Here is a 21,961-nt window from a genome sequence, read left to right as displayed (position 1 = left end):
TCAGATGACCCGGAAGAGGTCAGCGGCCGCGTGGACGTCGGTGAGGTCCTCGATCGAGCGGAGGTTGTCGCACAGGGCGTCCAGGACCGAGCCGTCCTCGGCGGCGGGCGGGCATCCGACGGCCACACCGAAGACGCGGAAGCCCAGCAGGTGTTTGGCGTCGTTCCAGCCGCGCATCCATTCCTCGGTGACGCCGCAGTCGTCGTCGGTGAGCATCACGATGTCGCCGCGCGCGCGGGTGGCGTCGTTGAACTCCTCCTCCAGGAGTTCGGCCGCCGTTGTCAGGGGCGTCTGATAGCTGGTGCCGCCGCCGAGGAAGGTCTCCGCGAAGTCGAGGACCCGGTCGATGCCGGCGGGCCGCTCGGACGGAAAGCGGAAGACCTGGATCCTGTCGGCGGCGGAGAACAGGATGCCGACGAAGTCCCGCCCCGCGTGGCGGGCCTGATCCAGTAGCGCCAGGGCGCACGCCTTGGCCCACGCCTCCCGGGTGACGCCGCCGGGCCCTTCCGCGTACATGGAGTGCGAGGTGTCCACGCACGCGATGACGGCGCCCCGGCCGGCGGCCCGCTCCCCCTCGCTGTCGTAGAGCATCAGTTCCCCAGCGGCGTAGCGCGCGGCGAACACCGCCCGCGACTCGGGCAGGCCGAGGCCGGCCAACTCGGAGGGGATCACGCGGGTGAGGTCGTTGCCGAGTGTGACGCCGACCAGTTCCCCGGTGGCGTTCTCGACCTTGCGGGCGCGCTCGCCGTCGGCCATCTGCCGGAAACGGCCGATCAGTTCGGCCCACTGGGCGAGACGGCCGGTGCGCAGCCGCTCGGCGAGCCGGGCGCGCCGGTCGAACGGCATCCGCTCCAACTCTCCTGGGGTGACGCCCCATGCCCTCATCAGCGCGGCCTCCTCCCGCGCGGCCCCGGCGGCCTTCGCCACCGAGTTCCGCGCGTCGGCGCGGATGCCGGGGGCCGCCACCGCGAGAGCCTGGGCGGCGCCCTGCGCGATCTGCTGCGCAGCGGCCTCGGCCGCCTCGGCCGCCTCGATCGCCTGTTGGACCGCTTCCACGGCCGGGGCCGGCACGCTGCCGTCATCACCGGACCCGTCCGCGGCCTGCTGGAGCGCCTCGGCCACGGCGGCCGCCGCGTCTTCGGCGTCCTGCCGGGCCCGCTTCACCCGCTCCGCCTGTTCCCGGGCATCCGCAGAGTGCTCCAGCATCCGGCGCAGCGCGGTGGCCTGGGCGAGCACGGCCAAGGCGGCGGCGTAGGGGTCACCGACGGTCTCCCGGCGCAGTTCGGCGAACTCCGGTGACTCCACCAGCGAGGTGATGACCTGGTGGTTGACCAGCCGGGAGAGGTCCATCTCCTCTCGCTCGCGCAACCGCGGGCCGACTGTGTAAGCGGCCAGGAACACGTCGGTCAGGAGGTCGGTGGTGCAGTCGTAGCGCCCGTTCAGCTCCTCGGCCAGCTCGCGCAGTCCGGCCGACTGCTCGTACGTGTCGCGCCATGTGATCTGTTCGAACCGGTCCGCGACCACGGCCGCGGTGTGCGCCTCGGCAGCGCCGGCGGACAGGCCCAGCCATTTCCCGGCCCTGTTCCCCGCCTCGTCGAGCCTGCTCGGTGTCCCGCCCAGGGCTCTGTTCCCCCCGCTGTTCACGGCTGGGCCTGCACCATGCTCGCGTCCACGCCGAGGGCTTCGGTGAGCACGCGGGCGCGGACGGCACGCTGGCGGCCGGTGACCCGGTCGATGGCGGCCGTGGAGCGGCCCGCGCCCGCCGCCTCCTCGCGGAGTTTCTCCAGCCGCTTCCCCGCCATGGCGAGCCTGCTGTGGGCCTTCTTGATGACCCAGTCGCTCAGCGCCTCGCGGGACTGCCCGGCCATGGCGTCGAGCTGGGCCTCCAGTTCGTCGATGGTGTCGGCCAGGTCGAGCGCCTCCTTGGCGTCGGGGTTGACCAGGTGCAGCACCTCACGCTCGACGGTCGGACGCTGGGCCGGGGAGTCCCACAGCACGTGGGTCAGCACCGACAGGTCGGTCTCTGCGACCGCCGGGCGGCCGGCGAGGTACGCGGACGCCTGGAGCAGGCGCACCGACTGCCGCCAGCGGCGGTCGGAGGCGACCAGTTCCTTGCGGCGCAGGGCGGCCCGCAGTGTGCACACCGCGTCCACGATCGCGTCGGGGACCTCCACGGCCGGAACGGCTTCGGTCACGGCCTGCTGCAACGCGGCCAGCCCGACCGTGGTCCGCGCCGGTGCCGCCGGGCGGCTGACGGCGGAGCGGACCAGCGCGGCGAAGTTCGAGGGATCTGCCAGGTAGCCGACCTCGATCCGCACCAGGAGCCGGTCGTAGATCGCGGCCGAGTCCTCCCCGCTGGGCAGTTCGTTGCTCGCCGTGATGGCACCGATCAGGGGGCAGTGGATCGGCGCGCCTCCGCTCTCGGGATGGTAGATCCGCTCGTTGAGGTAGCCCAGCGTCTCGTTGAGCGCGGCCGTGGAGCACTTGAAGATCTCGTCGATGAACGCGACGTGCGCGGTCGTGGCGCGGCCGTCGTACACCTGGCGGTACTCGCCCCGGGCCAGGGCGGCGACGTCGACGGGACCGAACATTCTCGTCGGCGCGGTGAACTTCGACAGCAGGATCTCCCAGTAGGACGCTCCTTCGAGCCTGCCGGTGAGCTCCCGGGCCAGCTCGGACTTCGCCGTCCCCGGCGGGCCGAGCACCAACGAGTGCTGTCCGGCCAGCAGCGTCACCACCAGCGTCCGCACCACTTCGGCCCGCTCGTAGAAACGGTCCGACAGCTCGTCGCTGACTGCCCGCAGCCTCTGGGCCGTGTCCTGCGCGTCCTCTGCTCCCACAGTCAGCTCCTCGTTCGTGACGGTTCGTCGGGCTGACGAGCCAGCCCTTCCCGCATCCGGAGCCACGACAGAGGGTTCGGGGCTCCGGTCCCATGAGGGACCCTCAAGATCTCCCCACCGATGCGGACGACAAGTGATCGAGCGTAGTGGCGGTCGGACCGAGCCGTTCGGAGTTTGGCTTCCGTTCCCGGACCGCGGACAACCGGTACCTCGGCAAAGCGCCGGGGGCGGGCGGCCGGACGGGCCGGGTGGATCGGCGGCCGAAGGCGAGTACGGCAGCCAGGAGGAACAGCCGCACCGGCCCGGACAGGCCCGCCGGCGTCGTGAACCGTGACAGGAAAGCCACGAAGGATGAGCCCTGGCCCAGTACACGAGTTTCTCGACGACGAACAACGTGAAGTCGAAAGCGTGGAGGACGGCCGTGGAAGGCAGGTCCGTCACGTCGGCGTGGGGACGGGCCCGGTCATCGTCCGCCCGGTTCCGGCAGACCGGCCCGCCCGTCCACGCTAGGGCGAGGCCGGCGTCGGCGGCGCGGTGGGCACGGCGGTGGGCCGGCTCGCCGGGGCGGCGGGGCCGTCGGTCCGGGGCTGTTCACTGGGGCCGGGGCTGGGGCCGACGGGCCGGGGTGTCGCCGTCGGAGCGGGTGCGGGCGAGGGGCTGCCGCTCACGGGAGGCGGGGCGAGGGGCACGGTGGGGGACGCGGGCTTGTCGGGTGCCGCCGGCTGGAACGGCAGGACGACGAGGGCGGCGACGGCGCATGACGCCCCGACTCCGACCGCGGCGCGGACCAGCCGGCGGCGCGCCGCGGCGCGGCGGATCTCCTCGTACCGGCCGGAGGGCGGGCCGAGGTAGTCGGAGGCCGGCCGCAGGATGACGGCGAGGGGGTCGTCGGGTTCGAAGTCCGGACCATCGTCAGAGTGTGTGATCAAGGCTTCTCCTCAGGTGGGCGCGGAGCAGTTCGCGGGCCGCGTGGAGGTCGGCCTTGACGGTTCCTTCCTTGCGCCCGGTCACCACGGAGACCTCCCGGATCGGCATGTCGGCGTAATAGTGCAGCAGGATCGGGACGCGCAGTCGTTCCGGCAGCGACTGCACGAGCAAGCGTACGGACGGGTCGGCGGGTTCACTGTGCGGACGGACGGCGGCTTCCGCGGTGACACGGTGTACCGCTCTGCGTTCGCGCTCCAGTTTGCGCCAGTGGTCCCGGACGAGGTTGGCCGCGGTGACGTAGAGGAAGCCCCGTGGTTCCGCCACGGAGGTCCAGCGGGCCCACAGCCGGGTGAACGCCTCCGAGGCGATCTCGTGGGCCGTCTCGTCGTCGTCGACCAGCCGGCGGCACCAGCCGGCGAGACGCGGATAGAGGGCGGCGAACAGCTCGGACGCTGCCTTCTCGCGGGACCGTTTCAATGCTCTCCATGGTCGGGGTGGTACCGGTGACGCGGTGCCACTCGCGGGGAAGGGTCCCGGGCCGGCCGATGCACCGTCCACCGGCCCGGAACTCCCGTGGCGGATCAGGGACTCGCCGGGCTCAGCGCGGCGAAGACGATCACGTTGTCGCGGTACTCCTCACCGGTACGCGGACCGCCGCACGTGATGAGCCGCAGCTCCGGACGGCCCACGTCTCCGTAGACCGCGTCCGTCGGGAAGTCCGCCTTGGCGACCGTCCGGATCGAGCTGACGGCGAACACCGCCGCCGTGCCGTTCTCCAGGCGTGCCACGATCCGGTCGCTGCGACGCAGCCGCGCGAGGTGGCGGAAGACACCGTCCCCGTGGACGCCGACCGTGACGTGTCCGAGGATCACCGACGGGCCGATCCGGCCGGGTGTCGGTGAGTGCCGGTACCAGCCCGCCACGTCGTCGGCCGTGAGCGGGGGAACCTGCACGGTACGGTCCCGGGCCAGCCCCAGCTGCATGACCGGAGTGTCGACCCCGATGGCCGGGATCTCCAAGCCGACGGGGACCGAACGGCCAAGTGCACGCGTCGCCTTGGCGGGAGGCCGCGAAGACGGTGACGTGCTCTCCCGGCGTTCGGCCGGAGCCCGGCCGGTCCGGTCGCCGCCACCGCAGCCGACGAGCAACGAGGCCGTCGCCGCGGTGACGAACGCGCGCCTGGAGAGCGACGTCATGCCCCGGTCGCCCGCCGGCGGCGTACGAGGAACACCGCCGCGCCCCCGGCGGCGAGCACCGCGGTGGCACCCCCGCCGATCAGCCCGGCCTCGGCTCCGGACTGCGCCGGCTCCGGTGCCGCACCGGTGTCGGGCGCTCCGCTCGGTATGACGGATACCCCGCCCGTGCTCCCCTCCTCGGCCGGAGCCTGAGTCGGAGCCGGCTCCGGGGACTCGGCCGGCGCCGGTGACGCGCTCGGGGTCGCTGTGGCCTCGGCGGCGGGAGTCGGGTCGTCGGCGAACGCGGGTACCGCGCTCGCCAACACGGCGGTGCACGCGAGTGCCGCGGCGCTGAAGACGGTTCGGCGCATGGAACGCTCTCTTTCCTCGGTCCTCCCGCACGGTGACCCGGCGGGCTCGGTCATGAATCGTGCGGAGAGACGAGGCGGCGGCGGCACGGGTTGCAAAGAGAAGGCAAAGCCCTGTTGGCGTGATGCGACCGCGCGGTCCGCCGATGGCGCGGGAGAGCCCTTCCGGGGTCCGCTTCCCGGGCGGCGATGAGTTCTGCCGGCCCTGCGGGCCTGGGCCTGCCCCCCGTGCGAGCTGCCCACAGGTGTCCACTGTGTGGTGACGATTCCCGGCCGCCGGATGGATGGCGTCGGGGGCGGCCGCGGTGTTCCTGCGACGGAGGTGGTGAAGGAGTTCTCGTGAGACTGGTTCGGCAGCTCACCGCTGTCCTGGTGGTCACCGCGGCCGGCGGCCGGATTGTCGCCGCGATGGAAGGGAATCCCCGGCTGACACTCGCTCTCGGTGTCCTGTCGGCCGTGCTGGGACGCAGCCGGACAGGAGCACCTTCGAAGCGGTGGTCGTTCTCCTTCAGTCCCGGGGCGTCAGCACACAGAACTCATGGCCGTCGGGATCGGCCATCGTCACCCGGCCGGCCTCACCCTGGCCGATGTCGATGCGCTTCGCCCCGAGGGAGACGAGACGGTCGACCTCTGCCCGCTGATCACCGTGAGCGGGCGGAGCAAGGTCGAAGTACAGCCGGTTCTTCCCGGTCTTCGGCATCAGTGGCGGACCACCCCACGTGATCTTCGGGCCGCCTCGTGGGGAGCGGATCGCGGTCTCCTGGTCCTGGTCCCAGACCAACGGCCAGCCCAGGGCCCGGCTCCAGAAGTACCCGACCTCCTGTGATCCGTCGCACGCGAGTGCTCCGATGAATCCGCAGTCGGCGAGGAAGCTGTTGCCCGGCTCGATGACACAGAACTCGTTGCCTTCGGGGTCGGCGAGCACCACATGCCCCTCCTCGGGGCGTTGACCGATGTCGATGTGGCGGGCGCCGAGCCCGAGCGCCCTCGCCACCACCTGCTGCTGGTCGTCGGGGGACGTGCTCGTCAGGTCGAAGTGCATCTGGTTCTGCCCCGACTTCTGTTCCCGGGTCGGGAGGAACCGGATCCGGAACCCGGTGTCGTCGTTCGGCAGGAGAGTGTGCCCGCCGTCGGCGTCGTCGGTCGTCTCCCGACCCAGGACGCCGGCCCAGAAGCGCGAGAGGCGGAGGGGATCGTTCGCATCGAAGCAGAGGGCATGGAGCTGAGACGTCATCTCCCGCATCTCCGATCAGCCGCATCACTGCCCTACCCGTCGATCACGGGGGGCAGTTCACCGGCACCAAGGTCTCGTCCAGGTCGTGGAGGAAGACTGTCCACGGGGTGCCCCCCGGTCAACTCGTTTTCGCCCGCTCGCCACCGTCGCCACAGCCCTCCGCGGACAAGAGCCGGTCGGTACGGGTTCGGCGGGCCGTGGCCGAGAGCTGTGCCTGCGGGTACAGGGCGTCGAATCCGTGGAAGCCACCCGCCCGGACGTGGAGTTCGGCCTGGTCGCCGGCGGCCCGGACGCGGTGCCCGTCGTTCGCCCTCGCCCGACTTGTCCGGCAGTCTCCGCCGCACAGCCGGCCGGGGCCGTCGGCCGGCCGGGAGTGGTCGTGAGACGGCCGGCCGGGAGTGGTCGTGAGACGGCCGATGGGGGGTATAGGGGGTGCCGTCAGGACAAGAACTTCTCCCGTGAGGAACCGAGGATGACCGATGACGCCTACCTCGTCCTGTTGAACGGCACGGCCGTGACGCTCGGCGTGCCCCCCGCGGCCGTCGGGGAACTGGCCTGCATGGAGACCCCCGCGGTCCGGGCGTGGCTGCAAGCACAGGGGGTCACCGCGGCGTCCCCCGACCTCCGGCTGCTGCCGCCCGAGGAGACGGCAGCCCTTCCCGACGATGCCGAGCGGCTGCCCGTCCCCCTCGGGGAGGAGGAGTTGAGCCGCGTACGCCGGCATACCGCGCCGCACGACGTCGCCCGGCTGGAGGAGGAACTGCTGGCCTACCGTTCCCGCGCGGACGGCAGGGACGCGCTGCTCGTCCGTGCCCTGGCATCCGGGGTGCCGGCGCACCGCATCGCGGAACTGACCGGTGAAGACCTGGCCGCCGTCAAGGCGTTGACGCACTGACACCCTCCCCGCCGGGCCGCGACCGCGACTGGGCCCCGGCCGACGGCGACACGCCGCAAGCCGGTGGCCCACCCTCCGGGCGCCGCGGCCGTGCCCGGGTGCCCTCAGGTCGGTGAATGCAGTGACAGAACGTCAAACACCGTTCTTCGCAAGTGTTTTCGCTGCAAACAGGGGCAGTCGGGACACCATGCCGGTGCCGCGGCGGACCGGCGCACCACACCTGGGAGGAGACACATCACATGGTCAGGCCAGGCGGCAGCATCAGGGTGGGTACGGCGACCGTGGCCGGTGTTCTGGCCGGCACCGTGCTGGTCGGTTGCGGCAACGACGGCGACTCGGCGGAAGGAAAGGACCGGTCGGCGGGGAAGGAGACGTCCAGCGCTCGGGAGCAGGGCACGGAGGCCGTCCGTGCCGCCTACGACAAGACGGCCGAGCAGGACACCGCGCGGGTGACGCTGCGCGTGCAGACTTCGGCCGACGGCACCTCGGTGACGGCGAACGGCCGGGGAACCGTCGACCTGGAGGACGGTGACAGCGTCATGGCCCTCAGCGCACAGGGCGAGCGCATCGAACAGCGGGTCGTCGATCAGGTGCTCTACCAGAAGCTTCCCCGGAGTGAGACCCCGGGCAGCAAGCCGTGGATCAAGATCGATTTGCAGAAGGTGGCCGAGCGCCAGGGAGTCGGGGACCAGTCCGTCAACGATCCCGCCCAAGCGGCCGCGTTCGCCAAGGCCATCGACGACAAGGACGTCACTCGCAAGGGCACCGCCAAGGTCGGCGAGGTGAACACCACCCACTACCGGGTCGCCGTCGACGTCACCGAACTCCCCAACGGCGCCGCTCTGCGGCGGCAGCTCGGCCCGACACTGCCGATGGACGTATGGCTCGACGACGACGGCCGCATCCGGCGGCAGCAGATCGACATGACGCTCAAGGCCCCCGCGGAGGGTGGCGCCACAGACCGGACCTCGGCGTCTCCTCAGTCGGCGAAGGTGCGCACCGTCATGGAGTTCAGCGACTTCGGTACGGACGTGAAGGCGGAGGCACCGCCGTCCCGGCAGGTCACCGACCTGACCCGGAAGGCCCTCGAACGTGGGCAGACGCAGAACTGATCCGTCTCGTACCGGAGGTAGCGACCATGACATCGACGCAAGGACACCACGGGGGGCGGCAGGGCGGGCCCGCCGGTCCGGGTGAGCGCCGCAACGGATTCGGTATCGCGGCCCTCGTTCTGGGACTGGTCGGCGCCGTATTGTTCTGGACCGTGATCGGCGGGATCGTGCTCGGTCTGCTGGCGCTGGTCTTCGGAGTGCTCGGCTACCGGCGCAAGAAACGCGGCGTGGCCACCAACGGAACGATGTCCGTGATCGGCGCGGTGATCGGCGCGCTCGTCCTCATCACCTCCTCGGTGCTTCTGGCGGTGGGCGCGGCCGTGTTCAACAGCGACGAGTTCAAGAACTACACCGACTGTGTCGAGCACGCCGACACCGAAGCCGACCGGCGGCAGTGCGCAGAGGACTTCGACCGGGAGGCCGACAACCGGTGAGCACCGGTTGAGCGCCGGCCGGCTTCCCGCCCCACTCCTCGGCCGGCACGAGGGACGGCCCGGTACCGCGAGCGCGGTACCGGGCCGTCCGGTGGGCGAAAGCGGCTCGTCAGCCCTGGCGGGCCTTGAAACGCGGATCCTTCTTGTTGATCACGAACGTCACGCCGCGCCGGCGCACCACCTGGGCGCCCGGCTTGGCCTTCAACGAGCGCAAGGACTTGCGTACCTTCATCACGGTCTCCTTCCGCGGGGTCGCACGAGGGGTCACCGTCGGTCTCCCCCCTCGGGAGCCTCCGCCGCGGGGCGACGGAGGCGGGTGTCACCGCTCTTCGCGGAAGAGGACGTGCTCACCGGCGACCGGGTCGTACTTCCGCAGGATCAGCCGGTCGGGGTCGTTCAGACGGTTCTTGCGGGTCACGTAGGTGACTCCCGTACCCACTGTCGACTTCAGCTTGACGACCGGCCGCGCAGTGCTGCGTGCCATGAGGTGCTCCTTTCGCCACCGCCCGAGCTCATTGACTCGAACATGTCAGGCATGATGGACAACGGCATCGGCGGGCGCCGTATTCCGCCTCCCGCGTTCAGCGGGCCGGGGTCGCCGCCCACTCCGTGCCCGGCACCTCGCCGGGCGGACCGAAGCCGTGTGCGAGTGATCGTGGAGGGCGGTCGCCTACGCGGCGAAAGGCTCCACAGGGCTTCAGCCGAACGATCGTCCCTGCAGGCTGTGGGTGAGGCCCGGGGACACTGTCCCCTCCACGACCACGATGCCGTCAACACGTCCCCCCACACGTTTGTTCCCGGGCCGGCGAGCTCATCGATGCGGAAGGGACCGCCCCGTCCGTAGCGGGTGACCGGCTTGTTCAGCGGCTTCTCCTCGGCGGCCTCGACCGGCTCGTTCGCCAGTTCGCTGCGGTCGGCCGGCGTCCCGGGGCAGGACGGCCGGTGGTGAGGCGCGCCTGTCGGCACCGAGCCCTCCGCCCTCACGTACTCGGGACAGGGTGCGCACGACGGTCCGGACGGCGTCCCGGTCCCGGCCCCGGCGGGGCCAGGGGCGGGGCGGGCGCGGTTCGAACGGCTGCCCGGGAGCTCCCCGGGCGTGACCGGCTGCGCGCCCTCTCCGGCCGTCGTCGCCGAGCAGGGTCAGGTGGCGGGACGGGCCGTGTGGTCGGGGTGGTGCCGGGTACGGCGGGCCTCCTTCATCTCCGCCTCGTACAGGTGGTCGCGTCCCTCGGCCAGCTCCTGCCTGATCTCCTGCTCGATCTGCTGGAAGGGCCGGTAGTACGTGGCGTTGTACGCCTCGACGATCTGGAAGGTCCAGTGCCCTGGGATCACGTTGCGGCCGAGAATCTCGCGCTGCACCCGGTCTGCCTGCTCTTCGTGGCCGGCCTCACGGAGCAGGCGCACCGCGTCGTCGAGAGCGAGGTCGGCGCTGCCGGTCAGCTGATGGAACGTGTAGAGCGCGCCACGGGCCCGCTCCACCGTCTCCAGTGCCTTCGACAGCCCGCCCAGGGCTTCGACCGTCGTGTCGGACACGCCGTCCGGGCGGCGGTGCTCAGGGTCGGGGTGCTGCGCGTCGGTGTTCATACGAAGACGGGTTCCCCAGGGAGAGCCGGAGAAGGCTACGCCGACCGGACCGCGGCCTGTCCCCGGGAGCACGCGACGACGAAGCACTGAACGGGTTGCACAGCGCGGCGCTGCTGCACGACCTCGGCCGCGTGGTCGTTCCGGCCGGCGTCTGGGACAGGCCGGGAAGCCTCACGGTGGCCGAGACGGAACAGGTCCGTATGCATACGTACTGGACCCATCGGATCCTCCAGCGAGTACCTGCGCTGGCCACGCTCGCACCGATCGCGTCGGCTCACCACGAACGGGCCGACGGCGGCGGGTACCACCGCGGCGCTCCGGTGCGCGACCTGCCACTGGCGGCCCGCATCCTGGCGGCTGCCGACACGCTCGCCGCGCTCACCGAGCCACGCGCGCACCGGCCAGCGTATTCGCTCGCGGATGCCGCGAAGGTGCTTGTCCGCGACGCCGATGAGGGCGGCGCGGACAAGCGGGCGTGTGCTCTGGTCCTCGAGGCGGCAGGTGTCGAGGCACCGCGGCAGCCGCCGCCGGACGGGCTGACGGACCGCGAGGTACAGGTACTCCGGCTTGCGGCGCGAGGGCTGACGAACCGGCAGATCGGCGGGGAACTGTCGATCTCCCCGCGCACAGTGGACCATCATCTGACTCACATCTACGACAAGGCGGGGCGGCGGACCCGGGCAGGCATCGCGCTGTACGCGATGGAACACGCCTTGCTTCCCTTAAAACACGCGGGCTCGTGGAAAACATGCGGGCTCGTGGCGGATGCGCCTCCGCTACCGGAAATCGGTGACGAGCGTACGTCGGGTGACGACCGACCGACTGGTTGTGGACAGAACGCGGAACCTGCCGGAGCGGTCCCCTCCGGCCCGGCAGCAGGCGGGCGCGGAAGTACTGCGCGGGCCGGGAACTGCTGCAATCGAGGTATGCGCCATGACCCGACCGATCCGGCAGCCGCCGTGACCCGGACCGGTGGCAGGCCGTGGCGTCCGGCGTGCGCCTCGGGCGGGCTCCCCACTCGACCGGTGTCGGGCCGATAGGACACGCGGATGCGGGGGACCCGGAAATCCGGGTGACGAGAGGAGCCGACATGGCCGCCCAGCACGACGATGAACCGTCCCACCCCTTGGAGCAGGTCACGGGCGAGAGGGACGTGCCGCCCGAGGAGGAGAACAGCACGCGACGGCTCGAGGAACGCGAGTCCGATGCCGGTGACCGCAGGGACACGCCGCAAGGGACCGAGGACACGTCCGGGGACGATGCATCATGACGACTTCGATCAGTGAGAAGGACGCCACCCGGCTCGGGGGCGAGAGCAGCATTCTGATGCGTCAGCGCCGTGATCACGCGGCGCTCGACGCGATGATGAACCGCCATCTCGCCGCCGACACCACGCCCGGTGAGCGGGAGGCCCTGTGGCAGGACATCGTGCAGTTGGTGTTCAGCCACGCCTTCGCGGAGGAGACCGTCCTGTGGCCTGTTCTACGGCGTATCAGCTCCGATGGCGAAGACCTCACCGCGCGGGTCGAGCAGGAGCATCAGGAGATCAACGAGTTGATCGCGCGGGTCGAGAAGTCTCCCGATGACCCCCGCCGTGCCGAATGGGTCCAGCAGGCGTTCACCCTGATATCGCAGGACATCCGCGACGAAGAGGACGAGTTGCTGCCTCGGCTGCGTGAAGCGTTCAGCGATCGCAGGCTGCGGCAGATCGGCGCCGCCTGGGAGGCTGTACGGGCCACCGCCCCCACCCATCCTCACCCCGCCGTGTCGCGGCGTCCGCCGGGGAACGCACTGAGCGGCCTTCCGCTCAGCGTCTTCGACCGGGTACGAGACCTCGCCCCCTTCGCCTCCCCGGCCGGCCGCCGCGTAGCCCTGGTCGCCGCAAGCGCGGCGGGGGCGGCGGCCGTCGGTCTCTTCACGCGTCGCGCCGTCCGGCGTGCGCATCGCGGATGACACACGAGGAACTCGTGACACCTCTCGCCATCGCCTTCGCCGCCCTGTGCGACGCCCGTGCCGGAGACCTCGGGCCCTGGGCACACTCCTGAGCGCACGCCGCCTTCGTCGGTGATCCACAGGCTCGTCCGCCACCCCGTGCGTGCCCGTTCGGTGGGAGGGCTTGCCGGCCATCGGCGGGCCGGTGGGCAGGAGGCGCCCCGATCCGCTGCCCCGGCGAGCAGGCCGGGGCGCCCCTCGAAGGCCGGCGACTCCTCCGGAGACTTCGGACATCCGCCTCACCACCGCACCGGCGGGTCCGAGGGGCGTTCCAAGGAGGCCCACGGCCCCCGTCAGCGGTTCGGACGACAGGCCTGTGCCTCGTTCCGGGATCCGAGCGACCCTGCCTTCAGGGAAACGGAACGCGATGACTTGCGAGAACCTCGTGACACGCCTGAACCCGCCGGGCCGCGTATGCGTAGGGAGGACGGGAAGACACGCAGCGACCTCTTCAAGGAGTGCCCGATGAGCACCGCACGCATCAGCGACCGGCTGACGAGCCGCCAGCCCCTCGTACTGGGCCTGTTCCGTATGGTCCTGGGTCTGCTGTTCACCAGTGAGGGCGCCGCTACGGTCTTCGGGGTGCTGGACCGAACGGCCGGCCCGGTGGGCGACTGGCCGTTCTGGTACGCCGGGGTGATCGAGCTGACGTGTGGTGTCCTCATCCTCCTGGGAGTCATGACGCGCAGCGCGGCCTTCGTCAGCTCGGGCATCATGGCCTTCGCCTACTTCACCGAGCACCAGAAGGACGGCCTGTTCCCGCTGCAGAACGGCGGACTCGCCCCTGCCCTCTTCTGCTGGGGGTTCCTGCTCATCGTGTTCTTCGGGCCGGGCGCCCTGTCCCTGTCGGGCCTCGTGGGCCGGGAGGGAACCGACGTCCGGCCGTCCGCCCGTCCGGAGCCCGAGCAGCGGGTGGCCGAGTAGACGGCGCCGGGGCGAGCACGTCCGGCACGGGATCTCCGCGCCGCATCCGATCCGGCTGCCCTCCAGCGCACCGACGGCCGGATCGCCACCGGCCGCGCTCAGCTCTCCGGTGGCCTCCGAGGCCCTTCGCGCCGGTCGCCGCTGTGCCGGCGGAGCCGGTCGGTGTGGCGGGCGACGTCATCGACGCGCGCCGCGAGGTCGGGGTGGCCGGACGACAGATGCGCGCGCGTCACCGTCAGGGGGCCGACGAGGGCGGCGGCGTCGTTCTCGGCGAGGGCTGCGGTGAGTTCGGCGACAGGGGTGCGGGCGGCGGCGGGGAGATCGGTGAGCGCGGTGATCTGGCCGGCGAGCTGGCGCAGGTCCGCGGCGTTGGCGCGGGCCCACGCGGTGACGGTGCGGTCGGCGGCGCGGCGGTCGCGGGTGGCCCGCACCCGCTGTTCGCCCGTGGACCCCGGATGTCCGGGGCGTACGCGCAGGTAGCGGCGTTCGGCGGCCTGGCGGCTGGAGACGCCCAGCGGGTGGGCGAGGTCGGCCCAGCTGGCGCCCGCCTCCCGGGCCTCTTCGATCAGGCCCGGCTCCCACCCGGCGAGCTGATCGCGGACCTCGCGGAGCAGCAGGAGCGCGGCGAGTGCCTGCTCCGAGCTGGCCTCGGCGGACCCGGGGTGCGCCCCGTCCTGCGACGTCCGGGCGGTGTGCAGGGCTTCGTGGATGGTGTTCAGCGCGGCGGCGGCGAGGAAGGACGTGGGCGTGAGACCGCGGGCGCGTGGGGTGGGCCGGTCGTCACTGCTCATGGAATCTCCAACAGGCATTGTCGTCATCTCGGCGACACTCGACTTGTCATCACTTGGATGACATGTTACAACGAAGGCAGGTGAACCGCATTGGCAGCACAGTGCCTGACCTGAACCCTGGAGGTGTTTCACGATGTTGATGCGCACCGACCCGTTCCGTGAGCTCGATCGACTCACCCAGCAGCTCCTGAACACGACCGGCACCTGGTCGCGGCCGTCGGCGATGCCCATGGACGCCTACCGTGAGGGCGGGGAGTACGTGATCGCCCTCGACCTGCCCGGTGTCTCCACGGACGCGATCGAGATCGACGTCGAGCGGAACATGCTGACCGTCAAGGCCGAGCGGCGGCCCGTCACCAAGGCGGACGACGTACAGATGGAGCTCTCCGAGCGGCCTCTGGGAGTCTTCTCCCGCCAGGTCGTGCTGGCCGACACCCTGGACACCGAGCACATCAAGGCGGACTACGACGCGGGGGTGCTGACCCTGCGTATCCCGATCGCCGAGCGCGCCAAGCCGCGCAGGATCGCCATCGGCGGCGGCTCCGCCCACAAGGAGATCAGCGGCTGAGCCCCCCTCCCAGCCGCTGAGGCGGGGAGACGGCCTGCCCTGCGGCCGCTCCCCGCGCTCCCTCCCCTCCACGCGCCGCCCTGTACGCGAGAACGCGACGACGGCCGTGCGAGGGGAGGCGTTCCCGGATCAGGTCGAGGAACTCGGCGCATACGAAGCCCCCGGGAAACCGAAGCGGGCGGCCCGTACGGTGCCGACGGCGCGCTGTGCTCAACGTGCTCCCGGACGCCGTGGGCCGAAGAGCTCACCCGCCGGGTACTCCTCCGGTCCCGGCGGGCTGCGGCCCGCCGTCAGGCCGCCCGGCGTGGAGGGCCCGGAGGCAGCGACCTCCCCTTCCCCGACCGAGCGGCACCGGTGGCCGGCGGAAGAACCCCGGCCACCGCCTCCCCCATCACCCCACCCGAGAAAGGCGATCACGTCACCGATGATTCCCCAGCAGGAGCCGTACCGGTCCACCGTCAGCATGACCTTCGAGCAGATGCTGGAAAGAGTGCGGTACGAAGGCGCGTACCCCACCCGCGCACGGGCCGAGGAGGCCGTGCGCGCCGTGCTGGCCTCCCTCGGGCGGCAGCTGACGGGCGACGAGCGCGTGGACCTCGCGGCCAGGCTGCCGCATGAGGCCGCCGCCCTCTTCACCTCGGAGATACCCGCCACCGAACCCCTCAACGGCTGGGGTTTCGTCAAGGACCTGTCGGGCCGCACCGGCGGCACGACAGCCACCACCCGCTGGGACACGGGCACCGTCCTTCGCGTCGTCGCCCAGCTCGCCGGCGAGAAGCTCCTCGACCGTGTCCTCGCCCAGCTCCCCACCGGCTACGCCCTGCTGTTCGGCCGCGCCGAACTCACCCAGGCGGCCTGACGCGGGGGCGGTGCGCAGGCGGTGCGCGGCTGCGGAACAGGGCTGGGGCACTGCGACCGAATGAGCGGACCACGCTCCCCGGCGCGTCCGGCAGCCCGAAGCGGACGCGCCGTGATCCGCGCGACCGGGTTCCGTCAGACGCGTGCCGTACGCCGTCCTCGAGACGACCGGGCCGAGCGGGTCCCGCGGATCAGGACACCGTCCCCCCGACGCGGAAGCCGTCCTCGGCAGCTGGACCGCGCCACCGGCGGCGAGTTCAACGACGTCGTGGACCGCGAGGCCGGCTTCCGCCGGGTGCCGGACCGGCCGGTCGAGGTCGAGGGGGTACTGGTGGCCCGGGTCCTCACCACGTCAGGGTCAGCGAACCCCCGACCGCCGGCGTGTGCCAGCGGTCGGCGTAGTCGTCGAACCGGGACACGATCCGGTCGACCACCGCGGGGATCTCATCCGTCGTCACATAGGCGGGCAATTCCTGTACATGGCCGCGCCGCACCTCCCACACGGGTACGGCGATGCCCGCCAGGTGCTCCGAGCGGGCCATGTCCGCCTGCGCCCGGGGAGAGGGTTCTCCCTGCTTCGGCTTGCGACGCCGCGCGGCCTTGGCGCGCTCCGCGGGATCGGCGGGCCGGAACAGGCCGTTCTCGCCGGCGGCCGGCCGCCCGTAGACCCCGAGCCGGATGCCCGCCTCCGCCTCGACCAGGAAGTGCCCAGGTCGTGCGGCAGGTACGGATGCCCGCCCGGCCCATTGCGCGGAGCGAGTTCCGCCCCGTTCGCTCGCTGCACGGCGATGTCGTAGCTCGTGCCGGGCCCCTGGGTGAAAACGACGCGCATGACGGCACTGCAGGAGATCCTCACGGCCGGACACACCCTGATATTCGGCGCGGGGAACCGGGCCGGTCACCGGACTCGGACCGCGAGAGCCGAGACCGGAACCCGGCCCGCGCAGGACGCCCGCGGGCCTCCTTCCGGCTCGCCGGAGTCGCACGCTTCACAGGGCGTCCGCATCCCGGGCATCACGTGGACACGATGTGAAACTACGCACGGTCCTGCGACCCTCCGGGCGGGCCCGGCCCTTGGTTCTGGGGATTCGCAGCCCATACCGTTGCCGGCAAGAGCCGATGACGAGCGCGGCAGTTGCACATTGCCACCCGGCTGCGGGACTGTTCTTGGAACTGTCCTCTTCGTCAAGTGAGGTGAGGGTCCACGCACAGGGGCCCGTTCCATGACTTCTTCCCCGACCAGGCCCCGCGCCGGTGCTGCGAGCACGGTGAGCGCTGCTACCGCTCCCTGCCCGGTGATGGTGGTGGACGCGGACGGGCACGTCGTGGAACTCAACGACATGGCCCGCGGCCTGCTGCCCGCCGCTCGCCCCGGCCAGTCCCTTCTCTCCCCGGCCTGGCTCGCGACCGCCAGCAGGGCTTCGTGCCCGGTCCCCGTCACCGGCCCGGTGGGCGACCGGTTCTTCTCGGCGCGCCCGTCCCTCCTCGCGGACGGCGGCACGGCGTGGTGGCTGCTGGAGGACATCGCCTACCGGTCGGTGGTCGAGGAACTGGAGGCGGAGCGCGCGCGTACGCGGTTCCTCACCGATGCCTCCAGCGCCCTGCTGACGTCGCTGAACCTGGACCGGTGCATGGAGGTCACCGCCCGCCTGGCCAGTGAGCATCTGGCTGACGCCGCGCTGGTCATCGTGCCCGTCCCGGCCAGGGAGCTGCCGGTGGCCGTCTGCGACCACCGGGGCGAGCTCACTCGTACCACGGTCTCCGAGGCGCCGGAGAGCATGCCCGGCCTGGCCGAAGCGCTGCGGGGCTTCCCTCCGGTGCCGACGCAGTGGATCGACCCCGCCGCGGCCCCGGACTGGCTGGTCCCGGCGGGGTTCGGTGAGGTCGGCTCGGTGGCGATCACTCCGCTTCCGGGCCACGGGGTGCCGGCCGGTGCGCTGATCCTGCTGCGCCGCGCGCAGCAGAACGCCTTCACCGAGGCCGAAGAGGCGCTGGCCGGGTTGTTCGCCGCCCGGGCCGGTGCCGCGATGTCGGCCGCCCGCCTCTACGCGGAGCAGAACACGATCTCCGACACCCTCATGCGAGAACTCCTGCCGCCCGCCCTGAGGCAGGTCCAGGGGGTGGAGTTCGCGGGCGGCTACCGGGCCAGCAAGGACACCGAACGCATCGGCGGTGACTTCTACGACGTCCACCCACCCGGTGAGGACCTCCCGGAGACCCTCGCCGTCCTCGGGGACGTTGCGGGCAAGGGGCTGGAAGCCGCCGTGCTCACCGGCAAGATCCGCAACACGCTGCACGCCCTGCTGCCCATGGCCGACGATCACGCCAAGATGCTGCGCTTGCTGAACAACGCCATGCGCACCAGCCACCACACCCGCTTCGCCACCCTCGTGATGGCCTCCGTCCGCCGTGAAGAGCACGACGTCATGCTGCGGCTGACCTCCGCCGGACATCCCGCGCCGCTGATCGTGCGCCGTGACGGAACCGTCGAGGAGGCCGACACCTGCGGAACCCTGATCGGTGTCCTGCCGACCGTCACCTCCCGTACCGCACAGGTCCGGCTCGCGCCGGGGGAAACGTGCCTCCTCTTCACCGACGGCGTCACCGAGGCCAAGGGCGGCCCGCTGGGCGACACCATGTTCGGGGACGAACGCCTCAAGCGTGCCGTGGCCGAGTGCGCCGGCATGCCGGCCGAGGCTGTCGTCGAGCGCGTCCAGATGATCGTCTCCCAGTGGATCGGCCACAGACGCCACGACGACATCGCCCTCATGGCCATCACCGCGCCCCGCGGCGCCCATCTCAATGCGGTGGACGGGACGTCCCCGGGCAGGTTCACCGCATGACCACCCGCATCACCGGCCTCCAGAACGAGCCGAACCGCCACAATGTCGGCGCCCGCCTCGCCTCACCGCACAGTGACACGAAGGCCGCTCAGTGGGCGGACAGGCTGTGGGCCGCCGTCCGGGCGGGGGACGAGTACTCGGCCGTCGACGTCGTCACCGACGCCCTGCACGCAGGGCTGGAGTCCGAGGCGGTGCTGCTGGACGTCATAGGTGCCGTCCAGCACCGGGTCGGCCTGGAGTGGGCCGCCAACCGCATGAGCGTGGCCGAGGAACACGTCGCCACCGCCATCAACGACCGTGTCATCGTCACCCTGTCCCCCCACCGCCCCGCTGCCGGCCGGGGCCGGGTCGCGGTCGCCTGCGTGGACCAGGAGTGGCACTCGCTGCCCGCGCGCCTGGTGGCCGAGACACTGCGGCTGCGCGGCTGGGAGGTGGACTACCTCGGCGCGCAGGTGCCCACCGCCCACCTGATCGGGCACATCCACCGCACCGCCCCCGCCGCGGTGTGTCTGTCCAGCTCGCTGCCCACCCGCCTGCCCATGGCCCACACCGCGATCACGGCGTGCCAGGCCGCCGGCACGCCGGTCATGGTTGGTGGTCTCGCCTTCGGCGCCGACGGCCGCTACGCCCGCCTGCTGGGTGCCGACGCCTGGGCGCCCGAAGCACGCGCGGCCGCCGACGAACTCGCCGCCGGTCCCCTGCCCCAGCCCTCGGCCGCCCGCCAGACGACCGACGACCTGCCGCATCTGGCCGACCAGGAGTACACCATGGTCGCCCGGTCCTGCACCCGTCTGGTACGCGACACCTTCCAGCTCCTGGAACAGCGCTTTCCGGCGATGAAGGACTACAGCGAGGGGCAGCGCGAACGCACCGCCGAGGACCTCGCCCACATCGTCGACTTCCTGGCCGCCGCCCTGTACGTCGACTCCGCCGACATCTTCACGGACTTCCTCGGATGGACCGCTGAGGTCCTCACCGCCCGCGGGGTGCCCGCTCGGTCCCTCGTGCCCGGCCTGGACCTGCTGGAGGAGCAACTGCGCGACTTCCCGCGGGCCCGCCACCTCATCCACGCCGGGCGCGCGGCGCTCGGCTCCTGTCCCTGACCTCCCGAGACGCTGGACGCATCCGTGAGCACCTCTCCCGAACCCGGCCCTCTCGCGACCCCCTCGTCCGCCGGCCCGCACACCGTGAGCCTGGTCCTCACCGGCGACCTGGACTACGACACCTGCGACGAACTGCTCCAGCGGGTGCACTCCGCCCTGGACGGCCGTGAGGATGTCGGGGACCTGCGGCTGGACTGCCGGGAGCTGGGAGCTGTCGACTCCATGGGGCTGTCGACGCTGCTGCAGATCCACCGCTCCGCCGGTCATGACGGCATCGGCTTCCACCTGGACGACGTCGGCCCGGCGCTGCGACGCCTCCTCGAAATCACCGGCACCTACACGTACCTGACCACCCCCGGGCAGGCCGGCCCGACTGCCGAGAGCCGTCACAACCCGACCTGACGCGGGGGGGGGCACTGCCGATCGCCCGCCCGGCACCGGTGTGCCGTGGCGACGCCCCACGCCCGGACCGACGCCCCGCCGACTTCCCGCACACGGGCCGGCGCACCGGACGGTGTCGCCGAGAAGACCGCCTCCCGTGCCGCAGAGCCGGCTCCGGCGGTGCGGAGCCTGTCCCGGATGGCGAGGGGACAGGCCCTGTGGCAGTGTTCGCCCGTCGGATGCGCCGGTGCGCGAGGAACACACCACGCCGCAGGGCGCGACCACGCCGGAGAACGACGAGGGAGACAGGATGATCTTCATCACCGCCAAGTTCCGGGTGCGCCCCGAGTACGCCGACGAGTGGCCGAGGATCGCCGCGGACTTCACCTCGGCCACCCGGGACGAACCCGGCTGTCTGTGGTTCGACTGGTCCCGCAGCGTCGAGGACCCCACGGAGTACGTCCTGGTCGAGGCCTTCCGCGACGACGAGGCGGGGGCCGCACATGTGCACTCCGAGCATTTCAGGGCCGCGCAGCGGACCCTTCCGCCCCACCTGGCCGAGACGCCCCGCATCGTGAACGCGACGGTTCCGCAGGACGACTGGTCGCTTCTGGGCGAGATGAGCGTTCCCGAGCGGAAGTGACGTGCCGCGTCGAGGCGGACGTCCGTCGGCAGTCCGCCGCCGTCGGGCGGCACCGGGGACGGATCCGGCGCGGTGCCGTCCCGGTTCCGGGCGGTTCAGCGGCCGCGCCGGCGGACCCTCAGATCCGTGACCACGGGACGGTGGTCCGACGCCTCCGTCGCCACGGCTTCGGCACCGGCCACGGTGATGCCGGGAGAGACGGCCACCAGGTCGATGCGCTTGACCGGGTCGGCCGCCGGATACGTCCCGCCGCCGTTTGGGTCGGCGTCCCGCAGCCGCTGCCACAGGGGAGCCAGCTCCGGAGCCGTCGCCTCGGCATTGAAGTCGCCGACCAGGATCTTCGGTCCGCGGTCGGCGGCCAGCACGTCGAGCATGTCCGCCACCTGGGCCTCACGGACCGACGGGTCGGCCCGGTGGTCCAGGTGCGTGCTGTAGACGTGCACGTGCACACCCTTGACGTTGACCGTCACCTCGGCGAATCCGGGCATCGGGGCCGGCACCGGGTCGGGTGTCTGGGTGGAGAGCCGGGTGATCTCGTGGTTCTCGGCCTCGATCACCGGGTGGCGGCTCAGGACGGCGACACCGTACTGCCGACGCTCTCCGCCCCCGGCCGGCGGGTCCAGATCGTAGATCGGCGCGAAGAACACCCGCATGCCCAGTTTCCCGGCCAGTGCACGGGCCTCGTCGACGAAGTCGCTGCGGTCCCCCCAGTGCACGTCGACCTCCTGGAGACCGACCACGTCGGCGTTCAGATCACGCAGGGCCTGCGCGGTGCGGTCGAGGTCGAAGACCCCGTCCTCGCCGGCACCGGCGTGGATGTTGTAGGTCGCCACTCTCAGCGGCACCGCCGGGGCGTCCGCCCCGGGGGCGCCGGCGCCCGAGGCTGTCGCCGGTGCCGCCGTGGCGCACAGGACGGCGGCCAGCGCGGCGGTGACGGTGACGCCGCGGACGGGACGGGGGAAGCTCTGTTTCATGCCTTCTCCGGATCCGGTGAGGTGGGGACGCGCAGGACGGAATCGGGGTCGTGCCGAACGGCAACCGCGACGTGACGGGGCGGAAGACATCCGGGAACGGTCGGGCGGGACGCGGGCCACGGGACGGACGAGGCCCGGCCGGTGGGACAGACCCGTCCGACAGCACGTCAAACCTGTACCAGGTGGACGGATTTCTCCACCAGGTCACCCGGTGTCTTTCCCCCCGTCGCGATGCCGAGGCCCCGTCGTGCCGCCTTCCGGCTGCCGTCGGCCGACACTCCTCGCGGTGCGCCGATACTCCGCCCCGCAGGGGGA

General features: G+C 71.8%; 26 protein-coding genes. 13 read left to right on the top strand and 13 right to left on the bottom strand.

Annotated elements, in window-relative coordinates:
* The 7 genes from ACIF80_RS22515 to ACIF80_RS22485 all read right to left on the bottom strand — a co-directional run bounded on the left by ACIF80_RS22515 (nucleotide 1) and on the right by ACIF80_RS22485 (nucleotide 6,544).
* Nucleotides 1–1,620, bottom strand: coding sequence for a VWA domain-containing protein (locus ACIF80_RS22515; RefSeq protein WP_399807574.1), 1,620 nt, complete (start codon nucleotides 1,618–1,620; stop codon nucleotides 1–3).
* Nucleotides 1,621–1,640: 20 nt separating this feature from the next.
* Nucleotides 1,641–2,840, bottom strand: coding sequence for an AAA family ATPase (locus ACIF80_RS22510; RefSeq protein WP_399807318.1), 1,200 nt, complete (start codon nucleotides 2,838–2,840; stop codon nucleotides 1,641–1,643).
* A gap of 506 nt (nucleotides 2,841–3,346) precedes the next feature.
* The gene (locus tag ACIF80_RS22505) at nucleotides 3,347–3,769 is read right to left on the bottom strand and encodes a hypothetical protein (protein ID WP_399807316.1); all 423 of its coding nucleotides are present in this window, start codon (nucleotides 3,767–3,769) and stop codon (nucleotides 3,347–3,349) included.
* A complete protein-coding gene (locus tag ACIF80_RS22500) occupies nucleotides 3,753–4,244 on the bottom strand; it encodes an RNA polymerase sigma factor (RefSeq protein ID WP_399807314.1) in 492 nt (163 codons plus the stop codon). The genes ACIF80_RS22505 and ACIF80_RS22500 overlap by 17 nt, the downstream gene beginning before the upstream one ends.
* A gap of 104 nt (nucleotides 4,245–4,348) precedes the next feature.
* Nucleotides 4,349–4,963: a class F sortase gene (locus ACIF80_RS22495; RefSeq protein WP_399807312.1), complete on the bottom strand. Its 615-nt coding sequence runs from the start codon at nucleotides 4,961–4,963 to the stop codon at nucleotides 4,349–4,351.
* Nucleotides 4,960–5,313 (bottom strand): sortase-dependent protein, encoded by a 354-nt coding sequence (locus ACIF80_RS22490; protein WP_399807309.1) that lies wholly within the window; start codon nucleotides 5,311–5,313, stop codon nucleotides 4,960–4,962. Before ACIF80_RS22490 ends, ACIF80_RS22495 begins: the two co-directional genes overlap by 4 nt.
* A gap of 505 nt (nucleotides 5,314–5,818) precedes the next feature.
* Nucleotides 5,819–6,544: a VOC family protein gene (locus ACIF80_RS22485; RefSeq protein WP_399807306.1), complete on the bottom strand. Its 726-nt coding sequence runs from the start codon at nucleotides 6,542–6,544 to the stop codon at nucleotides 5,819–5,821.
* A gap of 472 nt (nucleotides 6,545–7,016) precedes the next feature.
* On the opposite strand from ACIF80_RS22485, the gene ACIF80_RS22480 reads away from it, so the two are divergent.
* The 3 genes from ACIF80_RS22480 (at nucleotide 7,017) to ACIF80_RS22470 (ending at nucleotide 8,985) form a co-directional block, all read left to right on the top strand.
* Nucleotides 7,017–7,439 (top strand): DUF6003 family protein, encoded by a 423-nt coding sequence (locus ACIF80_RS22480; RefSeq protein WP_399807304.1) that lies wholly within the window; start codon nucleotides 7,017–7,019, stop codon nucleotides 7,437–7,439.
* 239 nt (nucleotides 7,440–7,678) lie between these two features.
* Nucleotides 7,679–8,551 (top strand): hypothetical protein, encoded by an 873-nt coding sequence (locus tag ACIF80_RS22475; RefSeq protein ID WP_399807302.1) that lies wholly within the window; start codon nucleotides 7,679–7,681, stop codon nucleotides 8,549–8,551.
* A gap of 26 nt (nucleotides 8,552–8,577) precedes the next feature.
* Nucleotides 8,578–8,985, top strand: coding sequence for a DUF4190 domain-containing protein (locus tag ACIF80_RS22470; RefSeq protein WP_399807299.1), 408 nt, complete (start codon nucleotides 8,578–8,580; stop codon nucleotides 8,983–8,985).
* Nucleotides 8,986–9,094: 109 nt separating this feature from the next.
* On the opposite strand, the gene ykgO is transcribed toward ACIF80_RS22470, so the two are convergent.
* From ykgO to ACIF80_RS22455, 3 genes are all read right to left on the bottom strand, one after another.
* Nucleotides 9,095–9,217: a type B 50S ribosomal protein L36 gene (gene ykgO, locus ACIF80_RS22465; RefSeq protein WP_006130958.1), complete on the bottom strand. Its 123-nt coding sequence runs from the start codon at nucleotides 9,215–9,217 to the stop codon at nucleotides 9,095–9,097.
* Nucleotides 9,218–9,304: 87 nt separating this feature from the next.
* On the bottom strand, nucleotides 9,305–9,469 hold the full coding sequence (rpmG, locus tag ACIF80_RS22460; protein WP_399807297.1) for a 50S ribosomal protein L33: 165 nt from the start codon (nucleotides 9,467–9,469) through the stop codon (nucleotides 9,305–9,307).
* A 656-nt stretch (nucleotides 9,470–10,125) separates the two neighbouring features.
* A complete protein-coding gene (locus ACIF80_RS22455) occupies nucleotides 10,126–10,569 on the bottom strand; it encodes a hypothetical protein (RefSeq protein ID WP_399807296.1) in 444 nt (147 codons plus the stop codon).
* Here ACIF80_RS22455 and ACIF80_RS22450 point away from each other — a divergent pair.
* The 4 genes from ACIF80_RS22450 to ACIF80_RS22435 all read left to right on the top strand — a co-directional run bounded on the left by ACIF80_RS22450 (nucleotide 10,473) and on the right by ACIF80_RS22435 (nucleotide 13,485).
* Entirely contained in the window at nucleotides 10,473–11,609 is a 1,137-nt protein-coding gene (locus ACIF80_RS22450; protein ID WP_399807293.1) for an HD domain-containing phosphohydrolase, read from the top strand. The two genes, ACIF80_RS22455 and ACIF80_RS22450, sit on opposite strands and share 97 nt — an antisense overlap.
* A gap of 50 nt (nucleotides 11,610–11,659) precedes the next feature.
* Nucleotides 11,660–11,839 (top strand): hypothetical protein, encoded by a 180-nt coding sequence (locus tag ACIF80_RS22445; protein ID WP_399807291.1) that lies wholly within the window; start codon nucleotides 11,660–11,662, stop codon nucleotides 11,837–11,839.
* Nucleotides 11,836–12,522 carry a hemerythrin domain-containing protein gene (locus tag ACIF80_RS22440; protein WP_399807288.1) on the top strand — a complete coding sequence of 229 codons (687 nt, stop codon included), beginning with the start codon at nucleotides 11,836–11,838 and terminating at the stop codon, nucleotides 12,520–12,522. The genes ACIF80_RS22445 and ACIF80_RS22440 overlap by 4 nt, the downstream gene beginning before the upstream one ends.
* 504 nt (nucleotides 12,523–13,026) lie before the next feature.
* Nucleotides 13,027–13,485, top strand: coding sequence for a DoxX family protein (locus tag ACIF80_RS22435; RefSeq protein WP_399807286.1), 459 nt, complete (start codon nucleotides 13,027–13,029; stop codon nucleotides 13,483–13,485).
* A gap of 98 nt (nucleotides 13,486–13,583) precedes the next feature.
* On the opposite strand, the gene ACIF80_RS22430 is transcribed toward ACIF80_RS22435, so the two are convergent.
* The gene (locus ACIF80_RS22430) at nucleotides 13,584–14,276 is read right to left on the bottom strand and encodes a type III effector protein (protein WP_399807284.1); all 693 of its coding nucleotides are present in this window, start codon (nucleotides 14,274–14,276) and stop codon (nucleotides 13,584–13,586) included.
* A 133-nt stretch (nucleotides 14,277–14,409) separates the two neighbouring features.
* On the opposite strand from ACIF80_RS22430, the gene ACIF80_RS22425 reads away from it, so the two are divergent.
* Nucleotides 14,410–14,844 (top strand): Hsp20/alpha crystallin family protein, encoded by a 435-nt coding sequence (locus tag ACIF80_RS22425; RefSeq protein WP_399807281.1) that lies wholly within the window; start codon nucleotides 14,410–14,412, stop codon nucleotides 14,842–14,844.
* A 424-nt stretch (nucleotides 14,845–15,268) separates the two neighbouring features.
* Nucleotides 15,269–15,703 carry a DUF2267 domain-containing protein gene (locus tag ACIF80_RS22420; RefSeq protein WP_399807278.1) on the top strand — a complete coding sequence of 145 codons (435 nt, stop codon included), beginning with the start codon at nucleotides 15,269–15,271 and terminating at the stop codon, nucleotides 15,701–15,703.
* 343 nt (nucleotides 15,704–16,046) lie between these two features.
* On the opposite strand, the gene ACIF80_RS22415 is transcribed toward ACIF80_RS22420, so the two are convergent.
* Nucleotides 16,047–16,244, bottom strand: a complete 198-nt coding sequence (locus ACIF80_RS22415; RefSeq protein ID WP_399807276.1) for a hypothetical protein — start codon at nucleotides 16,242–16,244, stop codon at nucleotides 16,047–16,049.
* Between the two features lie 681 nt (nucleotides 16,245–16,925).
* Here ACIF80_RS22415 and ACIF80_RS22410 point away from each other — a divergent pair.
* The 4 genes from ACIF80_RS22410 to ACIF80_RS22395 all read left to right on the top strand — a co-directional run bounded on the left by ACIF80_RS22410 (nucleotide 16,926) and on the right by ACIF80_RS22395 (nucleotide 20,672).
* Nucleotides 16,926–18,545 carry a PP2C family protein-serine/threonine phosphatase gene (locus tag ACIF80_RS22410; protein ID WP_399807274.1) on the top strand — a complete coding sequence of 540 codons (1,620 nt, stop codon included), beginning with the start codon at nucleotides 16,926–16,928 and terminating at the stop codon, nucleotides 18,543–18,545.
* Nucleotides 18,542–19,648 carry a B12-binding domain-containing protein gene (locus ACIF80_RS22405; protein WP_399807272.1) on the top strand — a complete coding sequence of 369 codons (1,107 nt, stop codon included), beginning with the start codon at nucleotides 18,542–18,544 and terminating at the stop codon, nucleotides 19,646–19,648. Before ACIF80_RS22410 ends, ACIF80_RS22405 begins: the two co-directional genes overlap by 4 nt.
* 24 nt (nucleotides 19,649–19,672) lie before the next feature.
* On the top strand, nucleotides 19,673–20,050 hold the full coding sequence (locus ACIF80_RS22400; protein WP_399807269.1) for an STAS domain-containing protein: 378 nt from the start codon (nucleotides 19,673–19,675) through the stop codon (nucleotides 20,048–20,050).
* 289 nt (nucleotides 20,051–20,339) lie between these two features.
* Nucleotides 20,340–20,672 carry a putative quinol monooxygenase gene (locus tag ACIF80_RS22395; protein WP_399807572.1) on the top strand — a complete coding sequence of 111 codons (333 nt, stop codon included), beginning with the start codon at nucleotides 20,340–20,342 and terminating at the stop codon, nucleotides 20,670–20,672.
* A 95-nt stretch (nucleotides 20,673–20,767) separates the two neighbouring features.
* Here the strand turns inward: ACIF80_RS22395 and ACIF80_RS22390 are convergent, their stop codons facing one another.
* Entirely contained in the window at nucleotides 20,768–21,646 is an 879-nt protein-coding gene (locus ACIF80_RS22390; protein ID WP_399807267.1) for an endonuclease/exonuclease/phosphatase family protein, read from the bottom strand.
* Nucleotides 21,647–21,961: the final 315 nt, after the last annotated feature.

It is taken from the genome of Streptomyces sp. NPDC085927, from assembly GCF_044540975.1.
GTDB lineage: Bacteria > Actinomycetota > Actinomycetes > Streptomycetales > Streptomycetaceae > Streptomyces > Streptomyces hirsutus.
The sequence above is the reverse complement of the archived record's forward strand: the minus strand, read 5'-3'. Positions and strand labels throughout refer to the sequence as shown.